Raw genomic sequence first — 22,815 nt, 5'->3', positions numbered from 1 at the left:
CAGCCCATATAAAAACCTCTCCACCCCTCATAAGACCCGGATTGATCGGATCAAAGGGGCGAAGAGGTTCATTCCTCTGCGCGGTACCACCCTTTTTCATGGCCTGCGGGCCATCTCAGGAACAAAAAATGTTCGTTTTAATAACGAGTGCTTCGGCTGCACCCGGCCTCTTCTACTTTTTTCAAAGAGGCACTCAGGGGCGAGTTCGCTGCCAGGGCCAGCGCCGGCTTCCAGCAACCCGGCTCTCTGGTGATGGCTGATCTGGACAGCTACTTATCCCCATCATTGTTTTACCTATTTGGTTAGGCTCAGCTTACATGCAGATTTTCATCCGGAAGGTTTACTTTCTCGCCTTCCTCAATTACTTTCTTCCTGAACTGCTTAAGAAGGTGGCTCGTATGCTCTCCGGGAACGCCATCCCCGATCACGCGGCCGTCAACCTTCACAACCGCGATCACTTCTGCTGCCGTCCCGGTCAGGAACACTTCTTCTGCCGTGTACACATCATGGCGTGTGAACGGCTCTTCCGCCACGTCGTATCCGAGCTCCTTCGCAATATCGATGATCGCATTGCGGGTGATTCCCTCCAGTGCTCCGATATATCCTGGCGGTGTCAGCAGCTTCCCTTTTTTATAAATGAAGACGTTATCCGCCGACCCCTCTGCTACATATCCTTGATCATTCAGCATCAGTGCTTCGCTCACGTTGGCGAGATGGGCTTCAATCTTCACGAGAATGTTATTTAAGTAGTTTAAGGATTTCACTTTCGGACTTAAGACATCCGGCCGGTTCCTCCTCGTAGGCACCGTCACGATATCGATTCCAGTTTCATAAAGCTGCTTCGGAAAAATCGCCAGCGGCTCTACGATGATGACCACATTTGCGTTCGGGCATTTATAAGGATCGAGCCCCAGATCACCAGGTCCCCTCGATACGACCAGCCTGATGTAGGCATCCCTCAATCCATTCTTCTCAACCGTCTTAATCACCAGCTCAGTCAGCTCTTTCTGGCTGTAAGGCATGTTGAGCAAAATTGATCTTCCCGACTCATACAGCCGGTCCATATGCTCTTTCATGCGGAAGATGTTCCCGTTATATACCCTGATTCCCTCAAAAATTCCGTCTCCATATAAGAAGCCGTGATCATATACAGAAATCTTGGCATCTTCCTTCCGTACAAATTCCCCGTTTAAGAAGATCCACTGATCACTCATCCCAGGTCACACCTTTCCTTTAAAGTTAAGACGCTTTAAATGAATACAATAAACGTTGTAAAAAAAATCCTATAACGAAGTTATATGGATGATTTTAAGTTCTCTAAGTACCGTGTAATGTTAATGTTTGAACCTATCTTACGCCCGTTCCAACCGTGAGTCAACACCCTTTTTCTAAATTAACTGATAATTTCGATTAATTAAACAACTTGTATCCGCTTACATCCGCGCCACAATAGGAAAAGCATTTTGGCAAATTTTTTGGAATTTTTTCTGACAGGGAATTTTCGTTGGGGACAGAGATAAATGGGATGGTTGTTATATTGTGCAAGTGTTTTGGAGGGTGAAGCGGAGTGGTGGATCAAAATCGGAATTGGGTGGGTACGAGTTGCTGGCCGGGTGTCAGACCCGCACTCTGATAAAGCACTAAAGCTCCGGCACCGTCTTTGCAAACCCTTGCTGCCCAAGGGCTTAAACCTGCCAGTCTCTGTCCCCCGCTGCGTTAAAGGATGTGGGGACTGGCACGGTGCCAGTCCCCACATTCTCTATCGAATTAAAGCTCCGGCACCGACTCCCGAAGCTCTTGCAGCGCATGGCCTCACAGCGTCAGGTCTCCTTCCCCCGCTGCGTTAAAGCACTGCGGGACTGACCCCGGCCATTACATAAACACAAAAAAACCCTCTCTGCATCAGCAAAGAGGGTGTATATGTAATAATATGGCGTCCCAGGAGAGATTCGAACTCCCGACCGTACGCTTAGAAGGCGTATGCTCTATCCGGCTGAGCTACTGGGACAGTGTGTTTGGTGTGCTGTGTTCCTCAGCGACAAGATTTATTATATTTTATTCAGATAGTAAAGTCAATAACTTTTAGAATTTTTTTATGGAAAAGGAGGAAATGGTTCCTCCTTTTCATTTTATGCAATTTGAAAGGATTTTTCCAGCTCTTTTAAAGGGTTTCCTGAAAAATCATAAAACATGACGGTTGCCTCGCTGTCTGTGAGTTCCACGATCGCATATGTCCTTTCCCGACGTGTGCGGGGCAGCCTTAGACTGCCGGGGTTGATGAAGAGGATGCCATCGTTCATTTCCGTTCCGGCGATGTGGGTGTGGCCGAAGCAGACGATGGTGGCTCCTTCTTCCTGGGCCCGGTATTTCAGGTTCATGAGTGTTGTCTTGACAGAGTGAAGATGGCCGTGTGCGATGAAGAAGCGGTGCTGCCCCGCTTCTTTTACAAGTTCGTCAGGAAGTCTTGAGTCAAAGTCACAGTTTCCGCCTACGATCCACATCGGGGTCACGGCAGGGTCATCTGCCTGCAGCTCGGAATCGCCGCAGTGGATGATGGCTTCTGCCTCATCTCTATGGCGCTCCGTCACCTCTTTCAGTTCATCTTCCATCATTCCGTGAGTATCGCTTAGGATGAGTACCTTCAATCTGCATTCCTCCTTAAAAATACTCGGTTATGAGCTTCTCCAGTTTTTTCATTGCCATTGCCCGGTGGCTGATTTTATTTTTTTCATCCTGTGTCAGCTGGGCCATGGTCGTCCCTTTATCCTTGACGAGAAAAATCGGATCGTAGCCGAATCCGTTTGTTCCTGCGGGTTCCTCAGTGATGTACCCTTCCACCGATCCTTCGACCGTTCTCGTTTCTTTCCCGGGTGCTGCAATGGCGAGCGCACATCTGAACCGGGCGGTGCGCTGATCTTTTTCTACTTCTTTCATGCCTTCAAGTACCTTTTGGATATTGGCTGCATCATCTTTTTGTTCGCCTGCGTATCTGGCTGAGTAAATTCCGGGGTCTCCGCCCAGGGAATCAACGGATAGGCCTGAATCATCTGCGATAACGGGCTTTCCTGTCAGTTTGGAGATCGTTTCTGCTTTGAGGATGGCATTTTCTTCAAAGCTGTGTCCGGTTTCTTCCACGTCAGGAAGGCCTTCAAGATCCGATAGGGAGACAACCTGCATGCCTCTTGGTTCAAAGAGTGTTTTGAACTCGGCCGCTTTCCCCTCGTTCCGCGTTGCAATAATGACTTGGCTCATATGATCATCCCTCTTTCTCAAGGTTTTTGATAATGTGAGATGCCCAATCACCGAGAACGGATTTCTGATGCTCAACTAATGTATGTATACCCTCTTCTGCAAGATCTAATAGCCGGTTCAGCTGATTTCTCGAAAACGTCGCTTCCTCGCCTGTTCCCTGAAGCTCCACAAGCCTGCCCTCAGAGGTCATAACAACGTTCATGTCTACCTCTGCAGATGAATCCTCCACGTAATTTAAATCAAGTATTTCACCAAGCTCCGGGTCGATCCCCACTGAAGTTGCCGCAAGGAAGCCGGTTACAGGGAGTTCGGCAAGGACACCGTTTTCCACCAGTTTTCCAAGCGCGATGGTCATGGCAGTAAATGCACCTGTAATAGAGGCGGTTCTCGTTCCTCCATCAGCCTGAATCACGTCACAGTCAATCCATATAGTCCGCTCTCCAAGCTTGTCCAAATCCACTACCGCTCTGAGCGCTCTTCCGATCAGACGCTGGATCTCCATCGTTCTTCCTGTCACTTTTCCTTTTGATGACTCGCGGATCGTACGCTGCCCGGTTGCTCGCGGCAGCATGCTGTATTCAGCTGTAATCCAGCCCTTCCCCTGTCCCCTCATGAACGGCGGAACCCTGTCCTCTATACTTGCATTGCAAATAACCTTTGTGTTTCCTACCGAAATCAGCACAGAGCCCTCAGGATGCATAATGTATCCCGGCTCCATCACTACCGGCCGGATCTGGCTGCTGCTTCTTCCATCACTTCTCATTAAAAAAACCTCCGTTCACCATTACCCGCAAATAAGAGGCAGCTTCATAATAAGCTTGCCTCTCTGCTTCCTTCTTATAGTATATCAAAAATCCGCTTTTAAAAACTACCGGTGTTCACATTCGCCGGGCGGGCAACCGGCTTGGAAAGCTTCTCCCCTTTTTCGTTCTGAAGTTCAGCCTTTCCGTCAACCGTTAAAGCAACAGTCTCTATCCCCTGCTGTTCAGTTAAGGTAAGGACAATGGAATTCAGCACACTTTCAGAGATGGTTTTCTTTTCATCATCATAGCTGCTGTATATGGATTTATTAAAATCGAGCGTCACTTTTCCGTTCTCAACCTTCGGATCGGAATTCAGCCGGACACTCCCCTGGAATTCATCAAGGAGACCGCTTTGGGAGGACGGGCCTTTGAGGAGCTCGCCTACCGCTGCTGCAACCGGGTCCTTCTCTTTATTGTCGACCCTTCTTGTAACCGGCACATAATACGTGCCTTCTTTATTTTCGCCTAAAAAGTAGACGGTTACAGGACGCGTATTCGTAATATCCGCTACATCGGATGTATCCAGGTTAATTCCGTCTGCACGGCTTAAATCCTCTGAAATCGGTGTGCCGTTAACAGGCATTTCATCCAGCGGATGACCGTTCACCCAGATTTTCACCTTTTTCACCGCATCGAATTGCGTGAGTGTGTAGGTGATGGACTGCAGGATTTTCAGTTCGTCTTCCCGCTTGTAGTTGGCAAATTCCTTGGAAAAGTCGGCAACAGCCGTTCCATCTTTGATGGATACACCAAGCACCTGCGTATCAGCCGGCAGAACAGCCCGGAATCCATCAGGCAGGAGATTGCTGACCGGTCCGCCATCCACCAGGTATTCAAGCACCTGCTTTGCCGCACCCTCTGATTTTGGCAGCGGAAGCGTCTGCGACACCACCATGCCATTTTTATCAATCAGGTAAATATCTCTCGCGACACTCTCGGAGCTTTCTTCACCCTTCTTCGCATCTTCCTTCCCGCCATCTGTATAAGTTACTTTTTGCAGCGGATCCACTTCCTTGACTGCCTGCTCCCCTCCGCCAAATAAACCGCAGCCAGACAGCACTACAGAAGTCACCGCAATTGAAGACACAGCTACAGCCAACCTTTTCGTAAAAGGCATAATAATCCCCCCTGAAGCAGTTTGTACTACCATGTATACGAGCCTTAAGGGATTTTATGCAGAGTGTGATGGGAATATTTTGTCCGGGCTGCAGGTGTAAAATGATGGGTGCACCGAGCACTTATCGTGCACTGACCCTCACAGCTTTAAAGGAGCAGGGGCACAAGGTTCTTTCCAGTAAGCACTTGTCCTGTCCACACTTCTGGATTCAGGGGACGGAGGTTTAATGCTTTAGCGAATGTGGGGTCAGTGCTCAGCTCTGACCCCACTTGCTTTAAAGCAGCGGGGGCATAAGGTTCTTTCCGGCAAGCTCTTGTCCTGTCCGCACTCCTGGATACAGGGGACGGAGGTTTAGTGCTTTAGCGAATGTGGGGTCAGTGCACGGCACACGGCACATGCCCCCACACACTCATCCAAACAAAAAATCCCGCTCTCATACTCAGCGGGATTTTTGCAGGGCAGCTTCCAGATCAATGCTTTCTACATGTTCGATTTCTTCATCGAACCATTTTAAAGCGAAGCCTTCAAAAAGGTCACGGGGGCCGGTCGTGTAGAAGCGGTGATTTTTGCGGCCATCGGTTTCGCTTAATGCCTGGTGATAGGAAAGAATGGTGCTTACCTCCCGGGCGGTTTCATCGCCTGAAGAGATGACTTTCACTTGAGGGCCCATGTATTCTTCGATCAGCGGCCTCAAGATCGGATAATGCGTGCAGCCGAGGATAAGTGAATCGAGAGAGAGCTCTTTTAAAGGGTTAAGAGACTGGCGGATGATTTCTTTTGCCAGTTCGCCTTCGTACTTGCCGCTCTCGACAAGCGGAACAAATTCCGGACACGCAAGGCTTGTCACCTCTACAGTTTCTTTCAGGGATTTGAGCGCCTCTTCATAAGCACCGCTTTTCACTGTGTTGACTGTGCCGATGACACCGATGCGGTCATTTCTCTGCAGCTTGATGGCGGTTCTCGCTCCAGGCTGAATGACGCCGATCACGGGAATGTCCACTTTGCTTTTGATGTCTTCCAGGGCAATCGCTGTCGCAGTATTGCACGCAATGACGAGCATTTTAATATTGTGGGCAGTGAGGAGATAGTCTGTCATCTCCCAGGTGTACTGCAAAACCTCTGATTCGGGGCGTGGCCCGTATGGACAGCGCTCGCTGTCCCCCACATAAATCAGTTCTTCTCTTGGCAGCTGCCGCATCATTTCTTTTGCTACGGTCAAGCCGCCGATTCCGGAATCGATGACTCCAATCGGTCTATTCAAAAAATCGCCTCATTCTTCTTTCATTTCCTGCTGCAGTTTATTCAGGAGACGTTCAAAGCTCAGCTTTTCGGATTCATCAAAATGAACAAGAAGGTCGCTCAAGTAGTTTTGCCTTTTTTCGATTACTTCTTCTATAATCCGTGCGCCTTCCTCCAATAAATGCACTCTTACAACCCTGCGGTCGTTTGCATCACGGATCCGCTCCACAAAGCCTGCCTTCTCCATCCGGTCAACAAGATCCGTTGTCGTACTGCAGGCGAGGTACATCCGGCCGGCGAGTTCACCAACCGTCATATCCCCATGATCCAGAAGCCACTGCAGGGCGACGAACTGGGGTGGGGTGACTTGATATGGATGCAGAATTTCTCTGCCTTTTTGTTTAATGTTTCCCGAAATCCTTCTGAGAAGTTTTTCGATATCTGCTACATGGCCGGAAACGGCTGGATGGTTCATCATCATCGACCCCGCTCATTTGCATTGGAAACAAGACTGTTTCCTTTTGTTATTTTCCTTGTTTTGAGGAAAAATTGCAACCGCAGAGACAGAATGAACATAAAAAAACCGGGCGGTCCTACGGGTAGGCCGGCCGGCAGTAAATCAGAGCTCAAGTTCGCCCATTCGAAGGAGCTCTACAACCGCTTGTGAACGCCCCTTGACCCCAAGCTTTTGCATTGCATTCGAAATATGGTTTCGAACTGTTTTTTCACTGATAAAGAGCTCTCCTGCTATTTCTTTTGTTGTTTTGTCTTGTACCAGCAATTCGAAAACTTCTCTTTCTCTTTTCGTGAGCAGTGGCTTAGATTGAAATTCGTTGTCCTTCAATTATTGTAACCCTCCTTGCTAAGTGAGAGCTGCGCTTGCACTTGGGTATCCGATTAGTCAAATTATAGTATGTGCTTTCAGGCATGGCGGTGACTGAATTGAAAAAATGGGGCGTCCATTTTTTCAGGACAGAAAAACTGCGCCCGGGCTGGACGAAGATTCTTTCATTTAAACCCCTCTTCGTGAATTTTTTATTGGCTCATTCACAGAAAAAAACAGCCCGCTGGATCGGCGGACTGCTTGATATTATGCTTGATCGCTTCCGAAAAAGTTCCGGAATGCCTGAAGGTTTGTGTCTCTGTTCAGGGCAGCGATGGAAGTTGTAAGCGGGATGCCTTTCGGGCAAGCCTGTACACAGTTTTGGGAATTCCCGCAATCCTGCAGGCCTCCATCTCCCATCAGAGCATCCAAACGCTCTGATTTGTTCATCGCGCCCGTTGGATGGGCATTGAACAGGCGGACCTGGGAAATCGGTGCAGGCCCGATGAAATTCGATTTGCTGTTCACGTTCGGGCACGCCTCAAGACAGACACCGCACGTCATGCATTTAGACAGTTCATACGCCCACTGGCGTTTCTTTTCAGGCATACGCGGCCCCGGGCCAAGATCGTACGTTCCGTCAATCGGGATCCACGCTTTCACTTTTTTGAGGGAGTCGAACATTCTGCTCCGGTCAACCTGAAGGTCGCGAACGACCGGGAAGGTCTTCATCGGCGCAAGACGGATCGGCTGCTCGAGCTGATCGACGAGTGTTGTACAGGACTGGCGCGGTTTGCCGTTGATGACCATCGAACAGGCTCCGCACACTTCCTCCAGACAGTTCATATCCCATGTAATCGGAGTAGTCTTCTCGCCTTTGGAGTTAACAGGATTTCTCCTGATTTCCATAAGAGCTGAAATCACATTCATGTTCGGGCGGTATTCCAGTTCAAATTCTTCATCGTAAGGAGCGGCTTCTGGAGAATCCTGGCGGGAAATGATGAACCGGATGATTTTTTTCTCGCTCATGCTTTTACTCCTTTCTTTTTGGAATAATCCCTTTTCCTTGGTGCGATCAGGGAGGTATCCACTTCTTCATAATGCAGGGCAGGTGCCTGGTGATCACCTGTGAATTTAGCCATTGTCGTCTTCAGGAAATCCTCGTCATTCCGTTCCGGGAAGTCCGGTTTATAATGGGCTCCGCGGCTCTCATTCCGGTTGTAAGCTCCGAGAGTAATCACACGGGACAGATTGATCATGTTTTTGAGCTGGCGTGTGAAAGCAGCGCCCTGGTTGCTCCATTTTGCTGTGTCGTTGATGTTGATGCGCTCATAGCGCTCGGCAAGCTCCTGGATCTTCTCATCTGTCTTCAGCAGCTGGTCATTGTAGCGGACCACTGTTACATTATCCGTCATCCACTCACCAAGCTCTTTATGCAGAACATAGGCATTTTCGTTTCCGTCCATGCTCATGATGCCATCCCATTTTGCCTGTTCCTCTTTTTCATGGCGTTCAAAGATTGTGGAAGGAAGATCCTCCGCGAAGGTTTCAAGACCCTGGATATATCTAGCTGCACTTGGACCGGCTTCCATTCCGCCGTAAATGGCTGAAAGCAGGGAGTTCGCTCCCAGACGGTTTGCCCCGTGCATCGAGTAATCGCATTCTCCGGCAGCGAAAAGACCCGGAATGTTTGTCATCTGGTCGTAATCGACCCATAGTCCGCCCATTGAATAGTGAACGGCCGGGAAGATCTTCATCGGCACTTTGCGCGGATCGTCTCCCATGAATTTCTCATAAATTTCAATGATGCCGCCGAGCTTGATATCAAGCTCTTTCGGATCTTTATGGGAAAGATCCAGGTACACCATGTTTTCTCCATTAATCCCGAGCTTTTGATTCACGCATACATCAAAAATTTCTCTCGTTGCGATGTCCCTCGGTACGAGGTTTCCGTAAGCCGGATATTTTTCTTCAAGGAAGTACCACGGTTTTCCGTCCTTATAAGTCCATACCCGTCCGCCTTCACCGCGGGCCGATTCACTCATCAGGCGCAGCTTGTCATCTCCCGGAATAGCCGTCGGATGGATCTGGATAAATTCTCCGTTTGCATAATAGGCGCCCTGCTGGAACACGATGGATGCCGCAGAACCTGTGTTGATCACAGAGTTTGTAGATTTTCCGAATACGATTCCAGGTCCGCCCGTTGCCATGATCACTGCATCAGAGCGGAAGGATTTAATTTCCATGGATGAAAGGTTCTGAGCCGTAATGCCGCGGCAGACACGGTCATCATCAAGCACGGCTCCAAGGAATTCCCAGCCCTCAAATTTCCGGACAAGCCCGGCTACCTCATAGCGGCGCACCTGCTCATCCAATGCATATAAAAGCTGCTGTCCGGTTGTAGCACCTGCAAATGCTGTACGGTGATGCTGAGTGCCGCCGAACCGGCGGAAGTCAAGAAGCCCTTCAGGTGTGCGGTTGAACATTACGCCCATACGGTCCAGAAGATGGATAATGGAAGGCGCAGCCTCACACATCGCTTTAACAGGCGGCTGATTCGCGAGGAAATCACCGCCGTAAACGGTGTCATCAAAGTGTTCCCAAGGAGAATCGCCTTCCCCTTTTGTATTTACTGCCCCGTTGATTCCGCCCTGTGCGCATACAGAATGAGAACGCTTAACAGGAACAAGTGAAAACAGGTCGACACTGGCGCCTTTTTCGGCAGCCTTTATTGTAGCCATCAGACCGGCTAAACCTCCGCCGACGATGATAATCCGATTGTTATTCATCTAGCCCACTCCCTCGATTGACGTCTGCTTATTAAACGAATGCAAAAATGGTCGAAACACCCACGTACGCAAGAGCAACGAAAATCGCAAGCGTAACGTATGTTGAAATCAGCTGGGAACGCGGGGTAACTGTGACTCCCCATGTAACCAGGAAAGACCATAGGCCATTGGCAAAGTGGAATACAGTGGATACGACACCGATTACATAAAAGGCGATCATCCATGGGTTACTGAAGATGTTTGCCATCATATCAAAGTTCACCGGAACTCCGAAAAACGCGGCGATCCTCGTTTCCCATACGTGCCAAACGACGAAGACGAACGTTACGATTCCTGTCACACGCTGCATGACAAACATCCAGTTCCTGAAGTAGCCGTACCGGGAAGCATTGTTCTTCGCTGTAAATGCAATATAAACACCATAAATAGCGTGGAATAATAGCGGAAGGAAAATGATTACCGTCTCCAAGAGGAGCCTGAATGGAAGACTTTCCATAAAGTGGGCCGCTTCATTAAATGCTTCTTCGCCCCTTGTGGCAAAGTTGTTGACGACAAGATGCTGAATCAGGAAGATCCCTACAGGAATGACCCCCAGCAGCGAGTGCAGCCTGCGCAGCGCGAACTCATTATTACTAGCCATAAATCTTTTACCCCCTACGTTTAAGTTGTCTCGTTATATTGGGTTCTGCCATCCCATTTTTCAGTCTGGAACCCGGGGGGAGTCTGCGTTATGGCAAGCTACTGAAATAGCATTTCCCCGGAAATTATTTCCCGGAAGACCGTCTGTTTTCTCATTTTTAAAGAAAGCAGACAGCAAAATTCCAAACTGGCAATCTGCTATTGGAAACTTTTAACTTACCCCGAGAAAACAAGCTTCAAACTGATAAAATGTGACAAATTCATTTTACTCCTAACCTTATAGAGCGTCAAGAAAACGTGTTCATAAATTACAATTTTCCGAATTGTACTTTCTTTCTACTAAATTAACTTTATCAATATATTTAATTTTGCGGCATTGAAATCGGGGATCCGTTTACGCATCCGGCTCCTGCCGGCGAGTTCAGGGATTTCCCCTCCTTCTTCCTATTATTTCATGTTAATCTCCCCTTCACTTGAGATATAATGGCCTTAGAAAGAGGGGAAAGAATATGAAAAATAACCGTAATCAACCAGATGCTGCCGCTTTGGAGGAGCTTCAGGTTCCGGCTTTCAGCAGCGAGATCCTCCGCGAAGTCCTCCTCCCCGAATTGCTCGGACAGGATTATCCAGCCATGCTTTACTGGGCAGGAAGAAAGCTTGCCAGGCGCTATCCGCTCGAAACAGCGGAGGACCTGATCCCGTTTTTCATCCAGGCCGGATGGGGAGAACTTGAGCTGCTGCACAGAAAGCAGGGCGAAATGGAATTTGAATTAAAATCGAGCCTCATACAAGAGAGGATGCAGACCCAAAAAGAACCTTCCTTTTTAATGGAGGCCGGTTTTTTGGCAGAGCAGATCCAGAGACAGGGTGATTTCGCTGCGGAAGGCTACGAGCAGGTGAAGCGCCGCACCGGAAAGGTCGTCCTGTCGGTAAAATGGGATAAAAAAGATTCCATTTCTGAATGAATGTGTACAGGCAAAGAAAAAAACAGGACAGCTTCGCTTCCTGTTTTTTTCGTTTATGAAATAGAGGCCTTCCGCCCGGAAAGCTCAAATGCTTCATGAAGCGACTCGACGGCGCGCACCATGTCTTCCTGATTCACGACAGTCGATACTTTAATCTCAGAAGTGCTGACCATTTTCACTGCAATGCCTTCCTCCGCCAGAACCGAGAACATTTCGGCTGCAACTCCCGGGTTGGAAACCATTCCGGATCCGACGATCGAAACCTTTGATAATCCTTTTTCCGATTCAATCTTGCTGAAGTTCAGCATGCTTTTGTTTTTTTCCAGGATTTCAATCGTATCCTCAAGATCGGCGGTTTTGACGGAAAAGGAAATCGAAGCGTGGTCTTGATCCGTCACACTTTGGATAATGATATCCACATTTACGCCCTTGCCGGCAAGCGTTGTAAAAATGGTGGAGAGTGTCTGAAGCCTGTTTGGCAGTCCGCAGACGGTCACCCGTGTTACCTGGTCTTCAAAAGCAATGCCTTTTACAATTAAATTCTCTTCCAACGTACTTTCCTCCTCGATCAGCGTTCCCCGTTCTTCGTGCATGCTGGACCGCACTTCCAGTGGAACGTGATAATTTTTTGCAAATTCTACGGCTCTCGGATGCAGAACGCCGGCACCAAGATTGGCGAGCTCGAGCATTTCATCATAGGAAATACCTGCAAGTTTGCGGGCTCCTTTTACATAGCGCGGATCAGTCGTATAGACACCTGTTACGTCCGTGTATATATCGCACTTGTCCGCCTTCAGCGCTGCAGCCAGTGCAACAGCTGTTGTATCAGACCCCCCTCTTCCAAGAGTCGTGATTTCTCCGTGTTCATCCATTCCCTGGAACCCGGCCGCTACAACGATTTTGCCTTCAGCCAGATTTTCAGAAATTTTCTCATCGTTAATCTGTGTGATCCGCGCATTGCCATGACGGGACTCTGTAACGATTCCTGCCTGTGCCCCTGTATAAGAAACAGCTTCATAGCCCCTTGCCTGCAGGGCCATTGTCAGCAGTGCGATGGTCACCTGTTCTCCGGTGGTCAGCAGCATATCCATTTCCCGCCTGCTTGGTTTGGACGTAATTTCGTCCGCAAGAGAGACGAGCTGATCCGTGGTCTTCCCCATAGCGGACACGACCACTACGATATCATGGCCTCTTTCTTTTTCCTGAATGACCCGATTCGCAACATTCAAAATTCTTTCTGCAGATCCGACGGATGTTCCGCCGAATTTTTGCACGATCAGTCCCACGGTATCGCTCCCTTTTCACTAATGGTGTATCGCAAGTTCTTCCGATAAGAGCACAAAATAAAAAGCAATGGGATATCCCATTGCTTGCATAAACGAAAAGAGTTCTTCGCTCATACAATGAGATAGCTCTCCAAGATTTACTCTTGACAGCCCTGCATTTGTTCAATGCAAAACCAGAAAAATCGGCAATGGCACCGGCTTTCCTTCGGCGACCCTCCCCTTTCGGCATACATAACGGAATCCATTTTCCTGCTTATGCCTACTGATGAAGTTCGCACCTCTATCGTCATTTAACGAACTAAACGACCGTATTGAATTAGTTTGTATTTTAGCAAACGATTCGGAAAAGCACAAGACTATTCCTTCAGTTTCTCAAAAATGAGTTCAGCCGTTGCATAAGGAACGCCCGCTTCCTTGATCTGATCGATCGTGGCTTCCTTCATTTTTTTCACAGAGCCGAAATGCTTCAGCAGCATTTTGCGGCGTTTTTCCCCGATTCCAGGGATCTCATCAAGGATCGACTGGATTGCATTTTTTCCGCGGAGCTGCCGGTGAAAGGTAATGGCAAACCTGTGCACCTCATCCTGGATGCGCTGAAGCAGATAAAATTCCTGGGAATTCCGCTCCAGCTGGACGAGCTCAAGCGGATCGCCGATCATCAGATTGGATGTGCGGTGCTTGTCATCCTTCACGAGGCCGGAAACCGGGATTTCCAGGGCGAGCTCATTTTCAAGTACATCCTTGGCTGCTGAAATCTGTCCTTTTCCGCCATCGATAATAATGAGATCAGGAAGCGGCAGATTTTCTTTCAGCACACGGCTGTACCTTCTTCTGACGACCTCCCTTATGGATTCATAATCATCCGGGCCTGTAACCGTCCGGATTTTATATTTCCTGTACTCTTTTTTCGCCGGTTTGCCATCGATGAAAACAATCATGGCTGAAACCGGATCGGTTCCCTGAATGTTGGAGTTATCGAAAGCTTCAATTCTCAGCGGAACAGAAATGCCGAGCGTTTCCCCAAGGTTTTCGATCGCCTTGATGGTCCGTTCCTCGTCCCGTTCAATGAGCGAAAACTTCTCCTTCAGTGCAATCTTGGCATTCTTATGGGCCAGCAAAAGCAAATCCTTTTTGGCGCCGCGCTTCGGCTGAAGGACACGGACGTTCAGCAGCTGTTCAGCCATGGCCGCATCCGCGCTGTCCGGGATCATAATTTCCTTCGGAAGGAAATGGCTGCTCTGCTGATAAAATTGGCCGAGGAAAGTCAGGAATTCCTCATCAGGCTCGCTGTAGAGCGGGAACATCGACACATCTCTCTCGATCAGTTTCCCCTGGCGGATGAAAAAGACCTGAACACACATCCAGCCCTTATCATAGGCATAGGCAAAAATATCGCGGTCCACAAAATCGGTAAGCGACATTTTCTGTTTTTCCATCGTGGCTTCGATGTGAACGATCTGGTCCCTGTACTCTTTTGCCCTCTCAAAATCCATGGATTCAGATGCCTTATACATTTTCCCAGTCAAATCTTCTTTGATCTGCTTATAGCCGCCGTTTAAAAACCTGCTGATGTCATCGACCATTTTCCGGTTTGTCTCTGCGGTCACATCATACACACATGGTGCCAGACATTGGCCCATATGATAATAAAGGCATACACGGTCCGGCAGCGTATTGCACTTTCGCAGCGGATACAGCCGGTCCAGCAGCTTTTTCGTTTCCCTTGCAGCCTGGACATTCGGATAAGGCCCGAAATACTTGCCTTTATCCTTTTTAATCTTTCTTGTAACGATCAGACGGGGATGGCGCTCTCCTGTAATCTTTATAAATGGAAAGGATTTATCGTCCTTCAGCATGACATTGTATTTCGGATCGTGCTTTTTGATCAAATTCATTTCGAGGATCAGCGCTTCGATGTTGGAAGAAGTCACGATGTATTCAAAGTCCTCGATTTCATTGACGAGCCGCTGGGTCTTCCCGTCGTGGGAACCGGTAAAATAGGACCGTACCCGGTTTTTCAGCACTTTTGCCTTCCCTACATAAATGATCGTTCCCTGCCGGTCCTTCATCAAATAACAGCCTGGCTGATCGGGAAGAAGGGCCAGCTTCTCTCTGATTTTATCTTTCATTTCACCACTTCCATCCAGTTTCTTGCCTTATATTGTACGATAGAATGAAAAAAATTACGAAGATTAGCAGGCTTATGGCTGTATATGAAAAAAATCAGCCCGGAACCGGGCTGATTTTCGCTGTTATGCGTGCTTGTTAAGCAGTTCCGCCAAAGCTTCTTTCGGCTGGTAGCCGACTGCTTTGTCAACCACTTCGCCGTTTTTGAATACAAGAAGGGTTGGAATGCTCATTACGCCGTATTTACCGGCAGTTTCCTGATTTTCATCAACGTCTAATTTGACGATTTTTACTTTGTCACCCATGTCCTGATCCAGTTCTTCAAGAACGGGAGCAATCATTTTGCAAGGGCCGCACCATGGTGCCCAGAAATCTGCAAGAACGACGCCTTCTCCTGTTTCAGCGGAGAAGTTTTGATCTGTTACGTGTGAAATAGCCATCGTGTATTCCTCCTAAAATCATCAAGAATATGCTCTAAGTATAGCACCTTCATATACAGTGTGCGAAGAATTTGCCTCGATGTCATTATTGCCAAAGGAAGCCGTAATCATCCGCCGGTTTAAGTGCTTCTTTTACCCCTCAGCATTTTTATAAAATGATGATTGACGAAGCGGAAAAAGCAGGGTATTAATGGAAATAAAAGAATGTAAATATATGAGCTTTCGGGTGCATCCAGTCATATCTTCTTATATCCAGGATATAATTGAAAATTAGTGAGCCAGACAAATACAGCTGAAGGCTGTTTATATAGAATTTAAGATGATGGAGGATTTAAAACATGAACCAATCCCCTGCTTTATCTGGTTTATTTAGGAACCGGGTGATCCGCGCCCTGCTCCTTTCAGGTCTCTTCCTGCAAATCGGCATTTGGGTCCGGAATTTTTCTGTCCTGCTGTTTATCGTGGAAAAAACAGATGGCAACCCGTATGCCATTTCTTTAATATCTGTTGCTGAGTTTGCCCCGATTTTTGTGTTCTCCATTATTGGCGGGGCCTTTGCCGACCGCTGGAAACCGAGAAAAACCATGGTCTGGTGCGACGTCTTAAGTGCTGTGTCTGTGTTTGCGGTTTTAGGCGCGCTCCTGTTTGCAGGCTGGCAGGCCGTCTTTTTTGCGATGCTGATCTCGGCCATTCTATCCCAGTTCTCACAGCCGTCCGGATTAAAGCTGTTTAAAGTCCATGTCCCAGGTGAACAGATGCAGATGGGCATGTCGATCTACCAGACGATGTTTGCTGTGTTTATGATTCTCGGACCGATACTCGGAACGTTTGTTTATCAGCAATTCGGCATTTTTGTATCCATAGGCATCACCGGAATCATGTTCCTGTTATCTGCAGCCGTTCTGTTTTTCCTGCCGGCTGACAAAGAAACTGAAAAACAGGAAAAGACCACCATCTTTCAGGAACTCGCCTCCGGATTCCGTTATGTCTTCAAGAACCGCACGTTTGTGATTCTCAGCGGAAACTTTATCGCGGCCGGACTGGGGGTCGGATTGACTCAGCCTTTAGCCATCTTTATTGTGACTGAAAAGCTTGGGATGCAAAGCAGCTTTCTTCAGTGGTTCTTAGCCGTATATGGAGCGGCCATGCTTGTTGGTGGTGCACTGGCATTTGCATTCGCAAAAAAAATCCCGCCGATCTGGATGCTTGCTGCGGGGATGGTCATCGATGCTGTCATGTTATCCATAATCGGATTCTCAGACGTTCTCTGGATCACCCTCGCTGCCCAATTCTTCAGCGGCCTGGCAATGCCCGCTATTAATATTAGTGTAAACACACTCATTTTGAACAATGCCGAAGAAGCGTACGTAGGAAGAGTGAACGGAATCATGATGCCGATGTTCATGGGGAGCATGGTTCTAATGATGAGTCTCGCAGGTGCATTCAAAGAATTTCTGAGCCTGACCATGGTTTATCAGCTGTCCGCCGTGTTCTTCCTGATTGGCATCGTGCTCGTTATTCCTCTCCTTGCATCGAAATCGTCAAAAAAAGCAAAGCCAACTGCGGGTGAACCGGTAAGTTAAAACTGAGGGAATCATTTGCAAATTTCACTAAGCAGGCAGCGCGTACCAGAGATAGGGTATGCGCTGCTTTTTTTAAAGGATCGGTTGATTGATTTCCGGACTGCGTGATCTGATTATTCCATCAGGTTGAACGTTTATTCCATCGGGCTGAAAGTTTTTTCAATAACCTAAACTGTTTATTCCATCACCCAAACCGTTTATTCCATCACCTAAACTGTTTATTCCATCACTTGAATCGTTTTTTCAATCACCTAAACTGTTTATTCCATCACCCAAACCGTTTATTCCATCACCTAAACTGTTTATTCCATCACCCAAACCGTTTATTCCATCACCTAAACTGTTTATTCCATCACTTGAACCGTTTTTTCCATCACCTAAACTGTTTATTGCATCACCTGAACCGTTTTTTCCATCACAATTCTATCTACTCAATACATAACTGGCAGCTTCTTCGGTTAGGCCCCTAAAGGCCGGTTTTACAAAATTAAAGCCCCCGAAATGCTTATGTGGCATGCACTTCGGGGGCTTTCTTTTTTAGGAGTGTACTTTTAATTTTTTGAATTCTTCCGTCAGCATGGGAATTACCTCGAACAGATCTCCGACGATTCCGTAGTCGGCTACTTTGAAAATGTTTGCTTCCGGGTCTTTGTTGATCGCTACGATCACTTTTGAATTGGACATGCCGGCCAAATGCTGGATGGCTCCGGAAATTCCGCAGGCGATGTAAAGATCCGGTGTCACGACTTTCCCAGTCTGGCCGATTTGAAGGGAGTAGTCACAATAGTCCGCGTCACATGCTCCGCGGGATGCTCCCACCGCTCCGCCAAGTACATCTGCAAGCTCTTTCAGAGGGCTGAAGCCATCTTCACTCTTTACACCGCGTCCTCCGGCTACAATCACTTTCGCTTCGGAAAGATCGACCCCTTCTGTTGCTTTGCGGATCACATCTTTTACAATGGTGCGCAGATCTTTAATTTCTGCTGAGACCTGGCTGACATCGCCGCTTCTGGAGTCGTCCTTGTCCAGCGGAGCAATGTTGTTCGGACGGATGGTTGCGAAAAGAACGCCGTCTGTTACGATGACCTTTTCAAACGCTTTCCCGGAGTAGATCGGGCGTGTAAAGACGATGTTTCCGCCAGCCTCTTCCACATGAATGGCATCGGATACGAGACCGGTTTGCAGCTTGGCAGCGATTTTCGGAGAAAGATCTTTGCCCAGGGCTGTGTGTCCAAAAATCATTCCTTCCGGCTTTTCTTCTTCAATGACCGCCATCAATGCCTGTGAGTAGCCATCAGGTGTATAAGCGGCGAGCTTTTCGTCTTCCACTGTGATTACACGGTCTGCACCGTACTGAATCATTTCCTGAGCGAGGCCGGATACACTGTCTCCAATCAGGACAGCGACGACTTCTCCGCCTTCTGCTACCGTTTTTCCTGCAGCGATCGCTTCAAATGAAACATTTCGTAAAGACTGATCCCGAACTTCTCCCAATATAAGAACTTTTCTTGCCATTATGATTTCCCCCTATTTCTCCGGATTCCCGAACATTCATGTATTGAAGTGCAGTCAGATCACTTTTGCTTCGTTTCTCAGCAGGCCAACGAGTTCTTTCACTTGATCGTTCAATTCACCCTGCAGAACTTTCCCTGCTTCTTTTTTTGCAGGCATGAAAATTTCAATTGTTTTCGTTTTCGGTTCCACGTCATCCTCTTCCAGGTCCAGATCATCCAGTTCCAGTTCATCAAGAGGCTTTTTCTTCGCCTTCATAATGCCCGGAAGAGATGGGTATCGCGGCTCATTCAAGCCCTGCTGAGCTGTAGCAAGCAGCGGAAGAGACGTTTCGATCACTTCAGAGTCACCTTCTACGTCACGCGTTACTGTCGCTTTCGTTCCTTCAATCTCAAGCTTTGTGATGGTCGTGACATACGGGATATCCAGCAGTTCAGCGAGTCTTGGCCCGACTTGTCCGGAACCGCCGTCGATGGCTACGTTCCCGCCAAGGATCAGGTCTGCTTCTTTATCCTTGAGGAATTCAGCAAGGATCTTGGCGGATGTGAACTGGTCGCCATCCTCGAGGTCATCCTCTGTGTTGATGAGCACTGCTTTATCGCAGCCCATTGCCAATGCTGTACGGAGCTCTTTTTCCGCTTCTTCGCTGCCGATGGTCACAACCGTCACTTCGCCGCCTTGATCATCCCTGAGGCGGATGGCTTCTTCAATGGCATATTCATCATACGGATTGATAATGAACTCCGCTCCATCCTCCTGAATGCTGCCATTACTGATGGAAATCTTCTCCTCTGTATCAAACGTGCGCTTCATGATTACAAAAATGTTCATTTCTCCATCCCCCTGTTTCTTCCATTGTATGCGTTTCCATTATACCTTGCGGGGAAACCCCCGTCCAACGACTATTCCCCTTTGAACTGCGGCTTTCTCTTTTCGAGGAACGCCTGGATGCCTTCTTTTGCATCCTGCTTATCAAATACTTCACCGAACAGAGCCGCTTCACGTTCCATTCCTTTATGGAACGCTTCTGATTTGCTGGTTTGAAGCAGCTCCAGTGCAGCCTTGAGCGTATTCGGGCTTTTCGATGCCATTTTACCTGCAAGCTGTTTCGCTTCATGCAGAAGCATTTCATCCTGAACAGCTTTGTTGGCCAGTCCAAGCCTGGCAGCTTCTGAACCGCTGATCGGCTCGCTCGTTGCCATCATCTCCAGCGCCTTTGCCTGCCCTACATAGCGCGGAAGTCTCTGCGTACCTCCGAAGCCGGGGACCAGACCGAGCTGCAGTTCCGGAAGGCCAAGCTTCGCATTTTCCGTCACAATACGGATGTGGCAGGACATCGCAAGCTCCAGGCCGCCGCCGAGCGCTGCACCGTGAATCGCGGCGATGACAGGTTTGCTGAAGCTCTCGATTTTTTCAAAAAGCTGCTGTCCGTTGGCAGCGAGCTTTGAAAATTCTGCTCCGGATTCAACCTGTGTGAACTCTTTTATGTCGGCCCCTGCGGAGAAGAACTTGCCTTCCCCGTAAAGGAGAATGACCCGGATTGATGGATCATGCTCCGCATCCTCCATAAAAGCGGCCAGTTCTTCAAGCACATAAGAACCGAGTGCATTGGCAGGAGGATTGTCTATTTTGACGGCTGCAACGTACTCTTCTTTTTCAATCGTTAAGTATCCCACTATCGATCCTCCTGATCCTTTATTATTGACTGCTCCCGAAACCGCGGACAATCATATGATGAACCTTGCCGGCCAGTGCCGTCAGGTCATACTTTTCCTCATTCATTACCCAGGTCGTGACGATTTCATCAATCGTGCCGAAGATCATCTGTCTTGCAAGCCTCAAGTCCAGATCCTCCCGGAATTCTCCAGTTTCCTTCCCTATTTGGATAATGGAATCCACAACATTCAAATACCCTTTAAGCACGTCATTGATCCTCAGCCTGAGATCCTTGTTGGACTGCCTGAGCTCCAGCTGGGTGACGATGGCCAGGTGATGATCTTCGGAAAGAAGCGAAAAGTGCTTTTCGATCAGCACATACAGCTTGTCTGCTGCCTTCGTTTTCCCTGAAGTCTCTCCTTCAATCTTTTCGATAAAGAGCCCCATTTTTTCTTTAAAAAGAGAAACGAGGATGTCCTCTTTATTTTTAAAGTATAAGTAGATGGTTCCATCCGCTACTCCGGCCTGCTTGGCAATCTTCGAAACCTGGGCCTGATGATAGCCATTTTCAGCAATAACGACGACTGCTGCATCAATAATCTGTTTGTATTTCGGTTTGTTTTGTTTCACTGGACTACCTTCCTTTTCGAAATGAATGAATCATCATTCATATTTTTATAATAGTAAAGAAGCAAGGCTGTGTCAAGTGAAAACAAAGGGTAAAAAGGGAAATTCCCAAAGGCGGAACATCCCTTTTGAGAAGATTAATTCGCGTTCTTTAATTTTTCTTTCTCTTCTTCGATAAGCGTTCTTCTCAAAATTTTTCCGACAGCCGTTTTTGGGAGCTCGCTCCTGAATTCATAGATCCGCGGGACCTTGTAGGCGGCGAGGTGCTTTCGTGCGAAGAGGTTCAGTTCTTCTTCTGTGATGACTACCCCTTCCTTCGGCACGACATATGCTTTCACCGTTTCCCCTCTGTATGGATCGGGAACCCCTGCTACTACGACTTCCTGTATTTTATCATATTCGTAGAGTATTTCTTCTACTTCACGGGGATAAATATTATATCCTCCGGCTATGATCATATCTTTCTTGCGGTCTACTATATAAAAGTAGCCTTCCTCATCCATATACCCGATATCTCCGGTAAACAGCCACCCGTCTTTTAAAACAGCTTCTGTTTCCTCCGGCTTGCCCCAATAGCCTTTCATCACCTGCGGCCCCCGGACGAGCAGTTCTCCTTTTTCCCCCGGTTCGGCCTGGTTCCCTGTTTCGACCGATAAAATCATCGCATCCGTATTCGGCCATGGAACACCAATACTTCCCTTTACCCTTCTTCCCCATAAGAAGTTGGAATGAGTGACAGGAGACGCTTCAGAAAGCCCGTATCCTTCCACCAATTTCCCTCCGGTTTCCTTTTCAAACCGTTCCTGAATTTCCACAGGAAGCGGAGCGGAGCCGCTGATGCAGCTGTGAACGGAGGATAAATCATACTTTTTCAGTTCAGGATGATTCAAAAGCGCGATATAAATCGTCGGTGCACCCGGAAAAAGAGTCGGCTTTTCTTTATGAATGGCCTTCAACGTGTCGGTTGCGTCAAACTTTGGCAGGAGGACCATGTTGTAGCCTTCTGTTACAGATAAGTGCATGACCGTTGTCATCCCGTAAACATGGAAAAACGGCAGCAGACCCAGCACCTTCTCCTGGCCGCGGCGGCAGTTGTACATCCATGCCGAGCACATGATGGTGTTCGCGGCGATATTCTTATGTGTGAGCATAACTCCCTTTGGAAAGCCGGTGGTACCGCCTGTATACTGGAGAAGGGCTACATCTTCAACAGGATTTATTTCCGTCTTCTCCATAGTTCCAGCCGGTTTTTTCATGATTTCCGAGAATAGATGGGTGGTTTCACTCGGCTCGATTTGAACCTTTAACTTCGTTTGTTTCCTTTGGACGAACGGATACAGGATATTTTTCGGGAATGGCAGATAGTCTTGAACCTTCGCTACAATCACATGCTTTAATTTTGTCAGCGCTTTCACTTTGGATACCCGCGGGAATAGCAAATCCAGCGTAATCATGTATTCAGCTTCGCTGTCATTCATCTGATATTCAATTTCCCTTTCCGTATAGAGCGGGTTCGTTGATACGACAATTCCTCCCGCCATGAGAACTCCGTAGTAGGAAATGACCCCTTGTGGACAGTTTGGCAGCATAATGGCAGCCCGGTCTCCTTTTTTCATCCCAAGGCCCTGCAAATAGGCGGCGAGCTTTCTCGCTTCATCAAACAGTGCTGCATACGCCAATTTCTTCCCGAAAAAAGTAATGGCTGTATTCTGTGGAAATTCAGCGGCCGTTTCCTCTAAATAAGCAGGCAGCGTTTTCGGTTCAAACGCCAGAGCCGGCGGAATTTCATCAGGATAATGATCGAGCCACGGTCTGTTCAAATCCATCTTTCTTACCCCCTTGTGTCTTTTGGCTTACGAGTTGATTATAACAGTATATTCTGAAATTTACATAAAATCTCATCGATTTTTGGGGGCAGCCATGAGGCAGCGGGCTATCATAGAATTGGGGGCGGTTT

At 48.0% G+C, this 22,815-nt stretch carries 21 protein-coding genes, 1 tRNA gene, 1 riboswitch and 1 other annotated feature; of the genes, 2 read left to right on the top strand and 20 right to left on the bottom strand.

Features of this window, described 5'->3' with window-relative positions; all coding sequences use genetic code 11:
- Nucleotides 1–51: 51 nt before the first annotated feature.
- Nucleotides 52–295: a binding site (T-box leader), on the bottom strand.
- A 13-nt stretch (nucleotides 296–308) separates the two neighbouring features.
- The 12 genes from ilvE to GKZ89_RS05825 all read right to left on the bottom strand — a co-directional run bounded on the left by ilvE (nucleotide 309) and on the right by GKZ89_RS05825 (nucleotide 10,663).
- Nucleotides 309–1,214 carry a branched-chain-amino-acid transaminase gene (gene ilvE, locus GKZ89_RS05880; RefSeq protein ID WP_155111465.1) on the bottom strand — a complete coding sequence of 302 codons (906 nt, stop codon included), beginning with the start codon at nucleotides 1,212–1,214 and terminating at the stop codon, nucleotides 309–311.
- A 717-nt stretch (nucleotides 1,215–1,931) separates the two neighbouring features.
- Nucleotides 1,932–2,008, bottom strand: a tRNA-Arg gene (locus GKZ89_RS05875).
- Between the two features lie 121 nt (nucleotides 2,009–2,129).
- Nucleotides 2,130–2,645, bottom strand: a complete 516-nt coding sequence (locus GKZ89_RS05870) for a metallophosphoesterase family protein (RefSeq protein WP_155111464.1) — start codon at nucleotides 2,643–2,645, stop codon at nucleotides 2,130–2,132.
- Nucleotides 2,646–2,658: 13 nt separating this feature from the next.
- Nucleotides 2,659–3,252: an XTP/dITP diphosphatase gene (locus GKZ89_RS05865; RefSeq protein WP_155111463.1), complete on the bottom strand. Its 594-nt coding sequence runs from the start codon at nucleotides 3,250–3,252 to the stop codon at nucleotides 2,659–2,661.
- A 4-nt stretch (nucleotides 3,253–3,256) separates the two neighbouring features.
- Nucleotides 3,257–4,015, bottom strand: coding sequence for a ribonuclease PH (gene rph, locus GKZ89_RS05860; protein WP_155111462.1), 759 nt, complete (start codon nucleotides 4,013–4,015; stop codon nucleotides 3,257–3,259).
- 98 nt (nucleotides 4,016–4,113) lie between these two features.
- Nucleotides 4,114–5,172: a GerMN domain-containing protein gene (locus GKZ89_RS05855; protein WP_155111461.1), complete on the bottom strand. Its 1,059-nt coding sequence runs from the start codon at nucleotides 5,170–5,172 to the stop codon at nucleotides 4,114–4,116.
- A 439-nt stretch (nucleotides 5,173–5,611) separates the two neighbouring features.
- Nucleotides 5,612–6,433 (bottom strand): glutamate racemase, encoded by an 822-nt coding sequence (gene racE, locus GKZ89_RS05850; protein WP_155111460.1) that lies wholly within the window; start codon nucleotides 6,431–6,433, stop codon nucleotides 5,612–5,614.
- A 9-nt stretch (nucleotides 6,434–6,442) separates the two neighbouring features.
- Nucleotides 6,443–6,886 (bottom strand): MarR family winged helix-turn-helix transcriptional regulator, encoded by a 444-nt coding sequence (locus tag GKZ89_RS05845; protein ID WP_155111540.1) that lies wholly within the window; start codon nucleotides 6,884–6,886, stop codon nucleotides 6,443–6,445.
- Nucleotides 6,887–7,030: 144 nt separating this feature from the next.
- The gene (gene gerE, locus GKZ89_RS05840; RefSeq protein WP_155111459.1) at nucleotides 7,031–7,255 is read right to left on the bottom strand and encodes a spore germination transcription factor GerE; all 225 of its coding nucleotides are present in this window, start codon (nucleotides 7,253–7,255) and stop codon (nucleotides 7,031–7,033) included.
- Nucleotides 7,256–7,501: 246 nt separating this feature from the next.
- Nucleotides 7,502–8,263 carry a succinate dehydrogenase iron-sulfur subunit gene (gene sdhB / locus GKZ89_RS05835; RefSeq protein ID WP_155111458.1) on the bottom strand — a complete coding sequence of 254 codons (762 nt, stop codon included), beginning with the start codon at nucleotides 8,261–8,263 and terminating at the stop codon, nucleotides 7,502–7,504.
- Nucleotides 8,260–10,023, bottom strand: coding sequence for a succinate dehydrogenase flavoprotein subunit (sdhA, locus tag GKZ89_RS05830; RefSeq protein WP_155111457.1), 1,764 nt, complete (start codon nucleotides 10,021–10,023; stop codon nucleotides 8,260–8,262). Before sdhA ends, sdhB begins: the two co-directional genes overlap by 4 nt.
- Before the next feature lie 31 nt (nucleotides 10,024–10,054).
- Nucleotides 10,055–10,663: a succinate dehydrogenase cytochrome b558 subunit gene (locus tag GKZ89_RS05825; protein WP_155111456.1), complete on the bottom strand. Its 609-nt coding sequence runs from the start codon at nucleotides 10,661–10,663 to the stop codon at nucleotides 10,055–10,057.
- Nucleotides 10,664–11,171: 508 nt separating this feature from the next.
- Here GKZ89_RS05825 and GKZ89_RS05820 point away from each other — a divergent pair.
- Nucleotides 11,172–11,627: a YslB family protein gene (locus tag GKZ89_RS05820; protein ID WP_155111455.1), complete on the top strand. Its 456-nt coding sequence runs from the start codon at nucleotides 11,172–11,174 to the stop codon at nucleotides 11,625–11,627.
- A gap of 53 nt (nucleotides 11,628–11,680) precedes the next feature.
- Here the strand turns inward: GKZ89_RS05820 and GKZ89_RS05815 are convergent, their stop codons facing one another.
- The 3 genes from GKZ89_RS05815 to trxA form a co-directional block, all read right to left on the bottom strand.
- Entirely contained in the window at nucleotides 11,681–12,913 is a 1,233-nt protein-coding gene (locus GKZ89_RS05815; RefSeq protein WP_162356532.1) for an aspartate kinase, read from the bottom strand.
- Between the two features lie 115 nt (nucleotides 12,914–13,028).
- A riboswitch (Lysine riboswitch) is annotated at nucleotides 13,029–13,204 on the bottom strand.
- Nucleotides 13,205–13,269: 65 nt separating this feature from the next.
- The gene (gene uvrC / locus GKZ89_RS05810; RefSeq protein WP_155111454.1) at nucleotides 13,270–15,042 is read right to left on the bottom strand and encodes an excinuclease ABC subunit UvrC; all 1,773 of its coding nucleotides are present in this window, start codon (nucleotides 15,040–15,042) and stop codon (nucleotides 13,270–13,272) included.
- A gap of 123 nt (nucleotides 15,043–15,165) precedes the next feature.
- Nucleotides 15,166–15,480, bottom strand: a complete 315-nt coding sequence (gene trxA, locus GKZ89_RS05805) for a thioredoxin (protein ID WP_155111453.1) — start codon at nucleotides 15,478–15,480, stop codon at nucleotides 15,166–15,168.
- A gap of 338 nt (nucleotides 15,481–15,818) precedes the next feature.
- Here trxA and GKZ89_RS05800 point away from each other — a divergent pair, with 338 nt between their 5' ends.
- Entirely contained in the window at nucleotides 15,819–17,063 is a 1,245-nt protein-coding gene (locus GKZ89_RS05800; protein ID WP_155111452.1) for an MFS transporter, read from the top strand.
- Between the two features lie 537 nt (nucleotides 17,064–17,600).
- Here GKZ89_RS05800 and GKZ89_RS05795 read toward each other — a convergent pair.
- The 5 genes from GKZ89_RS05795 to GKZ89_RS05775 form a co-directional block, all read right to left on the bottom strand.
- Complete coding sequence (locus GKZ89_RS05795; protein ID WP_155111451.1) at nucleotides 17,601–18,578, bottom strand: electron transfer flavoprotein subunit alpha/FixB family protein; 978 nt, start codon at nucleotides 18,576–18,578, stop codon at nucleotides 17,601–17,603.
- Nucleotides 18,579–18,632: 54 nt separating this feature from the next.
- Nucleotides 18,633–19,406: an electron transfer flavoprotein subunit beta/FixA family protein gene (locus GKZ89_RS05790; RefSeq protein ID WP_155111450.1), complete on the bottom strand. Its 774-nt coding sequence runs from the start codon at nucleotides 19,404–19,406 to the stop codon at nucleotides 18,633–18,635.
- 71 nt (nucleotides 19,407–19,477) lie between these two features.
- Nucleotides 19,478–20,251, bottom strand: coding sequence for an enoyl-CoA hydratase (locus GKZ89_RS05785; protein WP_162356530.1), 774 nt, complete (start codon nucleotides 20,249–20,251; stop codon nucleotides 19,478–19,480).
- Nucleotides 20,252–20,273: 22 nt separating this feature from the next.
- Entirely contained in the window at nucleotides 20,274–20,861 is a 588-nt protein-coding gene (gene fadR, locus GKZ89_RS05780) for a fatty acid metabolism transcriptional regulator FadR (protein WP_162356528.1), read from the bottom strand.
- A 134-nt stretch (nucleotides 20,862–20,995) separates the two neighbouring features.
- Nucleotides 20,996–22,684 (bottom strand): AMP-binding protein, encoded by a 1,689-nt coding sequence (locus GKZ89_RS05775; RefSeq protein ID WP_155111448.1) that lies wholly within the window; start codon nucleotides 22,682–22,684, stop codon nucleotides 20,996–20,998.
- Between the last annotated feature and the right edge of the window lie 131 nt (nucleotides 22,685–22,815).

It is taken from the genome of Metabacillus mangrovi, assembly GCF_009711125.1.
GTDB lineage: Bacteria > Bacillota > Bacilli > Bacillales > Bacillaceae > Metabacillus_B > Metabacillus_B mangrovi.
This window is presented reverse-complemented; position numbering and strand designations above follow the sequence as displayed.

Bases quoted from the DNA above. Each gene is read 5' to 3' on its own strand.
- GKZ89_RS05800 (WP_155111452.1), top strand. From the start codon at position 15,819: ATGAACCAATCCCCTGCTTTATCTGGTTTATTTAGGAACCGGGTGATC.
- rph (WP_155111462.1), bottom strand. From the start codon at position 4,015: ATGAGAAGTGATGGAAGAAGCAGCAGCCAGATCCGGCCGGTAGTGATG.
- GKZ89_RS05790 (WP_155111450.1), bottom strand. From the start codon at position 19,406: ATGAACATTTTTGTAATCATGAAGCGCACGTTTGATACAGAGGAGAAG.
- sdhA (WP_155111457.1), bottom strand. From the start codon at position 10,023: ATGAATAACAATCGGATTATCATCGTCGGCGGAGGTTTAGCCGGTCTG.
- GKZ89_RS05865 (WP_155111463.1), bottom strand. From the start codon at position 3,252: ATGAGCCAAGTCATTATTGCAACGCGGAACGAGGGGAAAGCGGCCGAG.
- sdhB (WP_155111458.1), bottom strand. From the start codon at position 8,263: ATGAGCGAGAAAAAAATCATCCGGTTCATCATTTCCCGCCAGGATTCT.
- uvrC (WP_155111454.1), bottom strand. From the start codon at position 15,042: ATGAAAGATAAAATCAGAGAGAAGCTGGCCCTTCTTCCCGATCAGCCA.
- GKZ89_RS05820 (WP_155111455.1), top strand. From the start codon at position 11,172: ATGAAAAATAACCGTAATCAACCAGATGCTGCCGCTTTGGAGGAGCTT.
- GKZ89_RS05855 (WP_155111461.1), bottom strand. From the start codon at position 5,172: ATGCCTTTTACGAAAAGGTTGGCTGTAGCTGTGTCTTCAATTGCGGTG.
- GKZ89_RS05825 (WP_155111456.1), bottom strand. From the start codon at position 10,663: ATGGCTAGTAATAATGAGTTCGCGCTGCGCAGGCTGCACTCGCTGCTG.
- trxA (WP_155111453.1), bottom strand. From the start codon at position 15,480: ATGGCTATTTCACACGTAACAGATCAAAACTTCTCCGCTGAAACAGGA.
- ilvE (WP_155111465.1), bottom strand. From the start codon at position 1,214: ATGAGTGATCAGTGGATCTTCTTAAACGGGGAATTTGTACGGAAGGAA.
- GKZ89_RS05845 (WP_155111540.1), bottom strand. From the start codon at position 6,886: ATGAACCATCCAGCCGTTTCCGGCCATGTAGCAGATATCGAAAAACTT.
- GKZ89_RS05795 (WP_155111451.1), bottom strand. From the start codon at position 18,578: ATGGCAAGAAAAGTTCTTATATTGGGAGAAGTTCGGGATCAGTCTTTA.
- GKZ89_RS05775 (WP_155111448.1), bottom strand. From the start codon at position 22,684: ATGGATTTGAACAGACCGTGGCTCGATCATTATCCTGATGAAATTCCG.